At 64.5% G+C, this 10,594-nt stretch carries 6 protein-coding genes; 3 read left to right on the forward strand and 3 right to left on the reverse strand.

All coding sequences use genetic code 11. The features are described from left to right. Positions 1-136: 136 nt before the first annotated feature. The 3 genes from AC6LJW_RS26410 to AC6LJW_RS26420 all read right to left on the reverse strand — a co-directional run bounded on the left by AC6LJW_RS26410 (position 137) and on the right by AC6LJW_RS26420 (position 8,098). Positions 137-1,336 (reverse strand): ribonucleotide-diphosphate reductase subunit beta, encoded by a 1,200-nt coding sequence (locus AC6LJW_RS26410; RefSeq protein ID WP_056564436.1) that lies wholly within the window; start codon positions 1,334-1,336, stop codon positions 137-139. Positions 1,337-1,356: 20 nt separating this feature from the next. After that, the gene (locus AC6LJW_RS26415; protein WP_056564433.1) at positions 1,357-4,287 is read right to left on the reverse strand and encodes a ribonucleoside-diphosphate reductase subunit alpha; all 2,931 of its coding nucleotides are present in this window, start codon (positions 4,285-4,287) and stop codon (positions 1,357-1,359) included. Positions 4,288-4,591: 304 nt separating this feature from the next. After that, complete coding sequence (locus tag AC6LJW_RS26420; RefSeq protein WP_498088724.1) at positions 4,592-8,098, reverse strand: indolepyruvate ferredoxin oxidoreductase family protein; 3,507 nt, start codon at positions 8,096-8,098, stop codon at positions 4,592-4,594. Positions 8,099-8,228: 130 nt separating this feature from the next. Here AC6LJW_RS26420 and AC6LJW_RS26425 point away from each other — a divergent pair, with 130 nt between their 5' ends. The 3 genes from AC6LJW_RS26425 to AC6LJW_RS26435 form a co-directional block, all read left to right on the forward strand. Further along, the gene (locus tag AC6LJW_RS26425; RefSeq protein WP_008159001.1) at positions 8,229-8,678 is read left to right on the forward strand and encodes an Lrp/AsnC family transcriptional regulator; all 450 of its coding nucleotides are present in this window, start codon (positions 8,229-8,231) and stop codon (positions 8,676-8,678) included. Between the two features lie 234 nt (positions 8,679-8,912). Next, positions 8,913-9,419 (forward strand): hypothetical protein, encoded by a 507-nt coding sequence (locus AC6LJW_RS26430; RefSeq protein ID WP_056564427.1) that lies wholly within the window; start codon positions 8,913-8,915, stop codon positions 9,417-9,419. Positions 9,420-9,517: 98 nt separating this feature from the next. Next, positions 9,518-10,594 (forward strand): MFS transporter (locus AC6LJW_RS26435; RefSeq protein ID WP_498088725.1); only part of this gene is annotated, 1,077 nt, incomplete at its 3' end.

A 10,594-nucleotide genomic window follows, 5' to 3' on the forward strand; every position in this document is an offset into this window, starting at 1 on the left:
TCCACAGGCCGCCGACCGCTTGTTCTACGTGTTCGAAGACACCCTGACCAAGGAGATTGCCATCAAGCCTGTCGCGAACGCGACGCCCATCCGATAGAAGAGGGCGTGCCCGCGCCGGGCTCGATGGCGTACTGCGTTACTCCCAGCTCAGCGTGCCACCGGTTTGGTATTCGATCACGCGAGTTTCAAAAAAGTTGCGTTCCTTTTTAAGGTCGATCATTTCCGCCATCCACGGGAAGGGATTTTCTTCCTGGGGGTACAGAGGTTCGATACCGATCTGCTGGCAACGACGGTTGGCGATGAAGCGCAGGTAGGATTTGAACATGGGTGCGTTCAAGCCCAACACGCCGCGCGGCATCGTGTCTTCGGCGTAAGCGTATTCGAGTTCGACCGCTTTGCGGAAGAGTTCTCGAATTTCTTCGCGGAATTCCGGCGTCCAGAGATGCGGATTTTCCAATTTGACGGTGTTGATCAGATCGATGCCGAAGTTGCAGTGCATGGATTCATCGCGAAGGATGTACATGTACTGCTCGGCAGCGCCGGTCATCTTGTTCTGGCGGCCAAGCGCCAGGATCTGCGTGAAGCCAACGTAGAAGAACAGGCCTTCCATGAGGCAAGCGAAAACGATCAGGGACTTCAGCAGCGTCTGGTCGGCTTCGGGCGTGCCCGTCTTGAAGTTGGGGTCAGCGATCGCGTCGATGAACGGGATCAGGAACTCGTCTTTTGCCCGGATGGACGGCACTTCGTTATAAGCGTTGAAGATCTCGGCTTCGTCCAGATCCAGGCTTTCGACGATGTATTGATAGGCGTGCGTGTGGATGGCTTCCTCGAAGGCCTGGCGCAGCAGGAACTGGCGGCATTCGGGAGCCGTGATGTGGCGGTAGGTGCCCAGCACGATGTTGTTGGCGGCCAGCGAGTCGGCGGTCACGAAGAAGCCGAGATTGCGCTTGACGATGCGGCGCTCGTCCTCGGTGAGCCCGTTCGGGTTCTTCCAGAGGGCGATGTCGCGCGACATGTTGATCTCTTGCGGCATCCAATGGTTGGCGCAAGTGGCCAGGTACTTTTCCCACGCCCACTTGTACTTGAAAGGCACAAGCTGATTGACGTCGGTCTGGCCATTGATGATGCGCTTGTCGGCAACCTTCACGCGTTGCGAAGTTGCCGAGCCGCTGGCGGCCAGGCCGGCAGCGTGTTCAGGCGCAGCCGGCGTGGGCATGGCGGTATCGCCGAACACACCCGTCGCCGCCCGAACTTCCGGGGCAGCCTGACCACCCGCCGCGGGTGCGGCAGGTTGTGCAGGTTGCGTGGCGGTGGTGTCGTCGTCCCAATTAATCATGATTCATTCTCCGGATGCGGTTATTGGCAGGCTTCGCACTCTTCGAAGCCGGGGTCACCCGGCCGCATGGTGCAAACCGCTCCGAGAATTTCGGGTTCCGGCAAAACAGGTGCTGCGCCCATGGCCGAAGCCGTGGAATGGCCGCTTGCGCTGACAGCGTTCAGTTCGCCGCCGCGTCCGGTGGACTTCTCGGCGCTGGTGGCGCCAAGGGTACGCAGGTAGTACGTGGTCTTCAGGCCACGCGTCCATGCCAGCTTGTAGGTGTCGTCCAGTTTCTTGCCCGATGCGCCGGCCATGTAGATGTTCAGCGACTGGGCTTGATCGATCCACTTCTGGCGGCGCGACGCGCATTCAACCAGCCAGCTCGGTTCGACTTCGAACGCGGTGGCGTAGAGTTCGCGGAGTTCGGAAGGTACGCGATCGATGCGGGACAGGCTGCCGTCGAAGTACTTGAGGTCGGCGACCATGACTTCGTCCCAGAGACCGAGTTTCTTCAGGTCACGCACGAGGTAATCGTTAACGACCGTGAACTCGCCGGAGAGATTCGATTTGACGTACAAGTTCTGGAAAGTGGGTTCGATGCACGCAGATACGCCAATGATATTGGAAATAGTGGCGGTTGGGGCGATTGCGATGCAATTGGAGTTGCGCATGCCGTGTTCTTTGATGCGCGTACGCAACGTATCCCAATCGAGCGTGCTCGATTCATCAACGTCGACGTGACCACCACGTTCATCACGCAGCATCTTCAACGTGTCTTGCGGCAAGATGCCACGCGACCACAACGAGCCTTCATACGATTGATAGCGGCCGCGCTCTTCAGCGAGCAGGCTCGACGCGAAGTAGGCGTGATAGCACACCGCTTCCATCGAACGGTCCGCGAATTCAACAGCGGCTTGCGATGCGTACGGCACGCGCATCATCTGCAGGCAATCCTGGAAGCCCATGATGCCCATGCCCACCGGACGATGGCGCGCGTTGGAATTGCGAGCCTTGTCGACGGCGTAGTAGTTGATGTCGATCACGTTGTCGAGCATGCGCATGGCAATGCTGACCGTGCGCTTGATCTTGTCGTGGTCCAGTTCGAAACCGCCGCCGGCAGCCGGCTTCATGTGAGCGACCAGATTCACGGAACCCAGGTTGCAAACTGCGATTTCAGATTCGTTGGTGTTCAGCGTGATCTCGGTGCACAGGTTCGAGCTGTGGACGACGCCCACGTGCTGCTGCGGCGAACGGATGTTGCACGGATCCTTGAACGTGATCCACGGGTGGCCGGTTTCGAACAGCATCGACAGCATCTTGCGCCACAGCGTCAGCGCCGGCATCTTCTTGAAGAGCTTCAGTTCGCCGCTGGCGACGCGGGCTTCGTAGCCCACGTAGGCTTCTTCGAAGGCGCGGCCGTACTTGTCGTGCAGGTCGGGGCAGTCGGACGGCGAGAACAGCGTCCACTCACCGCCTTCCATGACGCGCTTCATGAACAGGTCGGGAATCCAGTTCGCCGTGTTCATGTCGTGCGTGCGGCGGCGCTCGTCGCCGGTGTTCTTGCGCAGTTCCAGGAATTCTTCGATGTCCAGGTGCCACGACTCGAGGTACGTGCAGACCGCACCCTTGCGCTTGCCACCCTGGTTCACGGCGACAGCCGTGTCGTTGACGACCTTCAGGAACGGCACGACGCCCTGGCTTTCGCCGTTGGTGCCCTTGATGTGGCTGCGCAGCGCGCGGACCGGGGTCCAGTCGTTGCCCAGGCCGCCGGCGTACTTGGCCAGCAGCGCGTTTTCCTTGATGGCGTCGTAGATGCCTTCCAGATCGTCGGAGACGGTGGTCAGGTAGCACGACGACAGTTGCGAGTGCAGCGTGCCCGAGTTGAACAGCGTCGGCGTGGAGCTCATGAAGTCGAACGAGGACAGGATCTCGTAGAATTCGATCGCGCGCGCTTCGCGGTTGGTCTCGCGCAGCGCCAGGCCCATGGCCACGCGCATGAAGAAGACCTGCGGCAGTTCGATGCGGGTGCCGCGGATGTGCAGGAAGTAGCGGTCGTACAGCGTCTGCAGGCCGAGGTAGCCGAACTGCAGGTCGCGCTTGGCGTTCAGTGCCTTGCCCAGCTTGGTCAGGTCATAGTTGGCCAGTTCGGGCGACAGCAGTCCGCCTTCGATGCCGCGGGCAATGAACGTGGGGAAGTATTCGGCGTAGCGCGTGCCCATGCCGTCTTGCGAGACTTCCTCGCCCAGCACTTCCTTGCGGATCGTGTGCAGCAGCAGACGGGCGGTGACCTGGCTGTAGGCCGGATCCTTTTCGACCAGCGCGCGCGCGGACAGAATGGCGGACTTGAAGACTTCGTCGACGGGGATGCCGTCGTACAGATTCTTGACCGTTTCCTTCAGGATGGCTTCGGCGTCGATGAACTCGGACAGGCCTTCGCCGGCGGCGACGATGGTCGCGCGCAGTTCGGCGACATCCAGCGGACGGCGCACGCCGCCGTCGGTGACGTTCAGCACGTGTTCCTGCGGCGCGGCGGCGGCCTTCTGCTGGCCTTCGGCGGCAGCAGCGGCGGCGCGTTCCTGCGTGCGCTTTTCGCGGTACAGGACGTAGGCGCGCGCGACGTCATGCTCGCCAGAGCGCATCAGCGCCAATTCGACCTGGTCCTGGATGTCTTCAATATGGAAGGTGCCGCCGTTGGGGCGGTTGCGAACCAGCGCGTTGACGGCCTGGCCGGTCAGCGTTTCGACCAGTTCGCGCACACGCGCGGACGCGGCGCCTTGGCCGCCATTGACGGCCAGGAAGGCCTTGGTCATGGCGATGGCGATCTTGCTGGGCTCAAAGCCAACCACCGAGCCATTGCGGCGGATGATGTTGTAGCTGGCCCATTGGCCGCTATTGGCGTCGGCGGGGGAGTCGGTTTGGGAGGGCGGCACGGCCGAAGGCCGGGTCACAGAGGCGATCGTAGTCTGCATGGAAGCTCCTGTGCGAAAAAGCGCGTAGATAACGGCATGACGGCGTCATGTCGGGTCAAAATTGGATCTTGTAATGGGGGTCGCAACGTCCGGACAGGCTAGTCCGAAAGGCGTGGCCGGCGGGAATCCGCGCTTGGGCGACCACAAGATGTAGTGTAGCACCCCTCGTTGGACACTAATTCTAGTGATCGAGGTTTACAGGGACAAGAAGAAGATAAGACGAATCCCACAAAAGATTGTAACCAAATGCACTAGGCGCGCCCCGTAAGGCGCGCCCAGGTCAGTGACCACTCAGACCGGCTGTTTATGCGGTTTTCCGCAAGGCGGTGGCGTGCGAAGCCGGTGCTGTATAGCTCTGCATGAGTCGGGCCAATTCGGTCCGATACTTGTCGACATTCGCGGTCTTAACGTGGCCAAAACCGCGAATGTTTTCTGCCAGGGCGGCGATTGTAGCCGCTTGCGCGTGGTTGTCCGAGGTCAACCCTTCAACGAGCTGGTCTATGGTTCGGCGGTACTCCTGGACCAGCGCCCGTTCCATCTTGCGCTCGGCCGTGTGGCCAAACGGATCGAACCACGTGCCGCGCAGGCCCTTCAAACGCGTCAGCAATTTCAGTGCCGACATCGTGCGCGGACCCAGCGTCATCTTGCGGGGCACGCCGGTGCGCGGGTCCTTGCGCGCGAAGATGGGCGGCGCCATGTGAAAGCGCAGGCTGTACTCGCCCTCGAACTGTCCCTCGAGCTGCGCCTTGAACGCGTCGCCGGTGTAGAGGCGCGCCACTTCGTACTCGTCCTTGTAGGCCATGAGCTTGTACAGACCGCGCGCCACCGCCATCGCCAGGCGGGGCGTCTTGGCGTCCGGCGCCAGTTCCCGTTCGCGCGCCGCGACGGCGTCGACGACCTGCTGGTAGGTGCGGGCGTACGCGGCATCCTGATAAGCCGTCAGGTCTTCGATGCGGCGCGCCACGGCGCGTTCGAACGTTTCGGGGACGTGGAGCTGCACGACCTGGGCGCGCGGACGCAGCGCGCCTTCCAGCGCGTCGGGTTGATGCGCGGCAAGCCGGCCGCTGTCGAACGCGGCGCGGTTGGCCGCGACCGCCACGCCGTTCAACTCGATCGCGCGATAGATGGCGGCCTGCGACAGCGGCACGCCGCCGCGCTGCCACGCATAGCCCAGCATGAACATGTTGGACAGGATGCTGTCGCCGAACAGCGCCAGCGCCGCCGCGTGTGCGTCGATCGCCGCCGTGTGCGTATCGCCGGCCGCATGCTTGATCTTGGCCAGCAGCGCCTCGGGGCGCATCGCGGCGTCGGGATTGCGCGTGAAGTCGGAGACGGGCGCCACGTAGGTGTTCACCGTGACCTTGGTGTGGCCGCGGCGCAGGGCGCCGAGCGAATCGGGCGCCACGGCAGCGACCGGATCGCACAGGATCGCCGAGTCGGCCTGCTGCCAGTCCAGACGTACGGGGCCGGCGGTCGCGCCGGCGGGGGCCAAGCGGATGTGGCTGACGACGGTGCCGCCTTTCTGCGCCAGTCCGGTCAGGTCCAGCACCGCGGCCGACAGGCCTTCCAGGTGCGCGGCCATCGACACGATGGCGCCAATGGTGATGACGCCGGTGCCGCCCATGCCGGCGACCAGCAGGCGATACGGATGGTCCAGCGCGGGGAGATCGGGCTGCGGCAGGCCGGCAATCATGCCTTGCAAGCGCTCCTGGTCGGCCTTCGGCGCGGCGCTCTTTCTGGGCTTGCCGCCCATCACGGACACGAAACTGGGGCAGAAGCCCTCCGCGCAGGAATAGTCCTTGTTGCAGCTCGACTGATCGATCGCGCGCTTGCGGCCGTACGGCGTTTCCAGCGGAACGACCGACAGGCAGTTCGACTTCACGCCGCAGTCGCCGCAGCCTTCGCACACCGCGCTGTTGATCAGCATGCGGCGCGCCGGATCCGGAAACTGGTTCTTCTTGCGGCGGCGGCGCTTTTCGGCGGCGCAGGTCTGGTCATGGATCAGCACGGTCACACCGGGGATTTCGCGCAACTCGCGCTGAAGCGCGTCCAGCTCGCGCCGGTGGTGGACCTTGATGCCGGGGCCCAGGTCCACGCCCTGATATTTTTCGGGCTCGTCGGTGGTGACCACGATGCGCGCCACGTTCTCGCCGCGCAGCTGCTGGCAGATCTGGGGCACGGAGATGGGGCCGTCCACGGGCTGCCCGCCCGTCATCGCCACGGCATCGTTGAACAGGATCTTGTAGGTGATGTTGGCGCGCGCCGCGACGGCCTGGCGGATGGCCAGGTAGCCCGAGTGGTAGTACGTGCCTTCGCCCATGTTCTGGAAGATGTGCGGCATCTTCGTATAGCGGGACAGGCCGATCCAGTCGACGCCTTCGCCGCCCATCTGCGTGAGGCCGCCCGTGTCGCGGTCCATCCATGCAGCCATGTAGTGGCAGCCCACGCCGGACAGCGCCTGGCTGCCCTCGGGCACCTTGGTCGAGGTACTGTGCGGACAGCCCGAGCAGAAATAGGGGCGGCGGCGCATGCCGTCTGCGTCGTTGGACAGCGGGGCCTGACATTCGAAGGCCGACAGGTCGCGGCCCATGGGCATGCCGGCGGCGCGCGACAGCCAGCCGGCCAGCGGCGCGGCCAGCAGCGACGGGCGCAGTTGGCCGGCGGACGGCACCATCGGCTCGCCGTCCAGCCCCTTCTTGCCTACGACCGTCGGGCGCTCCGGCAGGTTGAACAGCATGTCCTTGATCTGGCTTTCGACCACCGCGCCTTTTTCCTCGACGACCAGGATGTGCGACAGGCCGCGCGCGAATTCGAGCAGGCGGCCAGTGTCCATCGGCCAGGTGAGACCCGGCTTGTAGATGCGCACGGGCGCATTCGCCGTGACCGTATCCACGCCCAGCCGCGCCAGCGCTTCCATGGTGTCCAGGTGCGCCTTGCCCACCGTGACGATGCCCACCGTTGCCTTGGGCGCCGGACAGGTCAGCTTGTCCAGGCTGTGGCGGCGCGCGAACGCGGCGACCGCCTTCATGCGCAGGTTCATGCGCGTCTCGACAGCCAGCGACAGGAAGTCGCGCGCCGAATACTCAAGCGAGCCGGGCGGCATGTCCGGGTCCGCGGGCATGTCGTAGGTCTGGATCGGGGCAGGGGTGAAGGAGTGGCCGCTTTCGATGGTCTCGGACACTGCCTTGAACGCGACCCACGTGCCCGCATAACGCGACAGCGCCCAGCCCCACAACGCGAAGGTCTCGTATTCGTCGATGGACGTCGGATGCACGATGGGCATCTGCCAGCCGATCAGCGAGGCTTCGCTGGCGTGCGGGATCGAGGAGGACACGGCGGTGTGGTCGTCGCCCACCACTACCAGGACGCCGCCGTTGCGCGACGCGCCCGCGGCATTGCCGTGATGTAGCGCGTCGCCGGCGCGGTCCACGCCCGGGCCCTTGCCGTACCACATGGCGAACACGCCATCGACGTTGCGGTCGTCGCGTACGCCCGCCTGCTGCGTTCCCATGACCGCGGTCGCCGCCATGTCTTCGTTGATGCCTGGCAGGAAGCTGATCTGGTTCGCGTCCAGCGCCTTCTGCGCCTTCCACATGGCCATGTCCACGCCGCCCAGCGGCGATCCGCGATATCCCGACACGAAGCCGGCGGTATTCAGGCCGCGCTCGCGGTCCACCCGGCGTTGCGTGAGCATCATGCGAACCAGGGACTGCGTGCCGGTCAGGAAGATGCGGCCGGACTCGCGCGTCAGGTTGTCAGCGAGCTGATACTCAAGGTCCAGCTCGGGTGCGGCGGCGGGGGTACCGTCCATAGTCAATGCTCCTCGTATTTGGCACCATGATAGGTTCGCGAGGGATCAGGTTTATTGCGTTTTCGGATCGTGCTATCCCTATAATTCGCAATGAACATTTCGTATTCGAAGAAAACCAGGAGACAAACGAATGGACAAGACCGATATCGGCATCCTCAAGGCCCTGCAGGAGGACGGCCGGGCCTCGGCGCAGCAGCTTTCCGAAAAGGTGGGACTGTCCGCCGCGCCGGTGTGGCGGCGGGTGAAAGCGATGGAGGCGAGCGGGGTGATCCAGGGCTATAGCGCCCAGGTCGACCGCAGCAAGGTGGGGCTGGGCTGCATGTTTGCGCAGATCAGCCTGGAGCGGCACTCGGCCAACACGGTCGAGAACTTCGAGCGGTCGGTGCGTGACGCGCCGGAAATCCTGGAGTGCTATGCGGTCACCGGAGATTCGGATTTTCTGTTGAAGATCCTGGTGGAAAGCCCGGAAGCCTATGACCGCTTCCTGCACCGGTTCCTTTTCAACATGCCGGGCATCCGGCAGACGCGCACCATCGTGGCGCTGCGCGAGATCAAGCACGAACAGCGGTTGCCGCTCTAAGCCGCGGCACGCGCTCTATATATAGAGAGGGGCGGTGTCGCTTGAAACCAACGCATTTTTGCGGTTTCCGCGCGGATTCCAGGCGCGCTCGCGGTCGCACTGTTGCGCATTTGCACATCGCGCGGATCTCCGTTGATTCTTCCCTGACGCCTATTTAGAGTGCGTGAAGTCCGCTGCGCCTGGGACGTGCCGGTGTGATCGGCGCGGCGCGTCGGCGGACGTCTTGAGGAAGTCATGAGCAGTGTGTTTTTGCGTACGGCAGGCGTTGCCTGCGCCCTCGTGATCCTGGCCGGTTGCGCCGCCAGGAAGCCCGCCGCCATTACCGAGGCCGAGCCCGCGGAAGCGCCCAAGCCGGTGGCCTGCACGCCCGCCAAGGCCGGTGATCCGATGATCGGCACCTGGCTGTCGAATTCGCGTCCCCGCGATGTGGCCGGCGACATGCAGTCGCTGATCGTGCTGTCGGCCGACGGCACGATGTCCTACGAATCCCTGCTCAAGATCGGCCGCAAGACGCGTCCCGCGCTGCGGGAGACGGGCTGCTGGAGCGTGGCGGACGGCGTTTACACGATGCGCACCACCAAATCGGCGGGCGAGCCGGTGGATGCCACCGATCCGATCTATCTGAACCGCTACCGCGTCGAAAAGGTCGAGAAGACCAAGTTGTCGCTGCGCGAGCTCAAGACCGGCGGCATGCAGCTCATCGCGCGCCGCATGCCGGCGGGCTATCGCCTCCCGTATTGAGCGTTGCGCCGGGCGGACACTTCGCCCGGCGGTTTCGCCAAGCGGGCCGGGCTGCGGTAAGGTGCGGGCTTCGACTTTCGCCCCGCCGCCGGTTATCCATGCCCGCCCTGTCCTCCGAAGCACGCGCGATCGCGCTGCTGGCGCTGGCCGCCTTCGTCAGCGCCAGCGCTTTCCGTATCTGTGATCCCATGCTGCCGCAATTGGCGGCGGAGTTCGGCACCACCACCGGACAGGCTGCGCGCGCGGTCACGGCGTTTGCCGTGGCGTATGGCGTGCTGCAGATGTTCTTCGGTCCGGTTGGCGACCGATATGGCAAGTACCGTGTTGTCAGCGTCGCCACCGTGGCGTGCGCGCTGGGTAGCGCCGGCGCCGTGATGGCCGGATCGCTCGACATGCTGGTGTTCTGCCGCGCCTTGTCGGGCGCCGCGGGCGCGGGCATCGTGCCGCTGTCCATGGCCTGGATCGGCGACAACGTCCCCTACGAGCGCCGGCAGGCGACGCTGGCGCGCTTTCTGACCGGCACCATCCTCGGCATGTCCGCCGGCCAGCTTGCGGGCGGCCTGTTCGCCGACACCGTCGGCTGGCGCTGGGCCTTCGCCGCGCTCGTGGCGGGTTATCTGATCGTGGGCGTGCTGCTGCATCTGGAAGTGCGGCGCCAGCGCGCGGCCGGCTTTGCGCAGGTCGATCCCAGCGCGCCCCGGCAGGGCTTCATCGCGCAGGCGCGGCTGGTGCTCAGCGCCCCGTGGGCGCGCGTGGTGCTGGCGACGGTGTTCATCGAAGGGCTGCTGGTGTTTGGCGCGCTGGCTTTTGCGCCCTCGTACCTGCACGAGCGATTCGACATCTCGCTGACTGCCGCCGGCGCGCTGGTCGCCGTGTACGCGGTGGGCGGGCTGATCTACACGGTGGTCGCGGGGCGCATCCTCAAGCGGCTCGGCGAGCGCGGTCTGGCTGTTGCGGGTGGATTGGTGCTGGGCGTGGCGTTCCTGTCGTACCTGTTGGGGCCGGTGTGGATGTGGAGCCTGTTGGCCAGCGTCCTGGCGGGTTTTGGGTATTACCTGCTGCACGCGACGCTGCAGACGAACGCAACGCAGATGGTGCCGTCGGCGCGCGGCACGGCGGTCGCGTGGTTCGCGTCGTGCCTGTTCATGGGACAGGCGGCGGGGGTGGCGCTGGCG

It is taken from the genome of Achromobacter sp. 1012554356 (assembly GCF_059760815.1).

Excerpts from the sequence above, each read along its gene's own strand:
- AC6LJW_RS26410 (WP_056564436.1), bottom strand. The coding sequence starts at position 1,336 with ATGATTAATTGGGACGACGACACCACCGCCACGCAACCTGCACAACCT.
- AC6LJW_RS26415 (WP_056564433.1), bottom strand. The coding sequence starts at position 4,287 with ATGCAGACTACGATCGCCTCTGTGACCCGGCCTTCGGCCGTGCCGCCC.
- AC6LJW_RS26420 (WP_498088724.1), bottom strand. The coding sequence starts at position 8,098 with ATGGACGGTACCCCCGCCGCCGCACCCGAGCTGGACCTTGAGTATCAG.
- AC6LJW_RS26425 (WP_008159001.1), top strand. The coding sequence starts at position 8,229 with ATGGACAAGACCGATATCGGCATCCTCAAGGCCCTGCAGGAGGACGGC.
- AC6LJW_RS26430 (WP_056564427.1), top strand. The coding sequence starts at position 8,913 with ATGAGCAGTGTGTTTTTGCGTACGGCAGGCGTTGCCTGCGCCCTCGTG.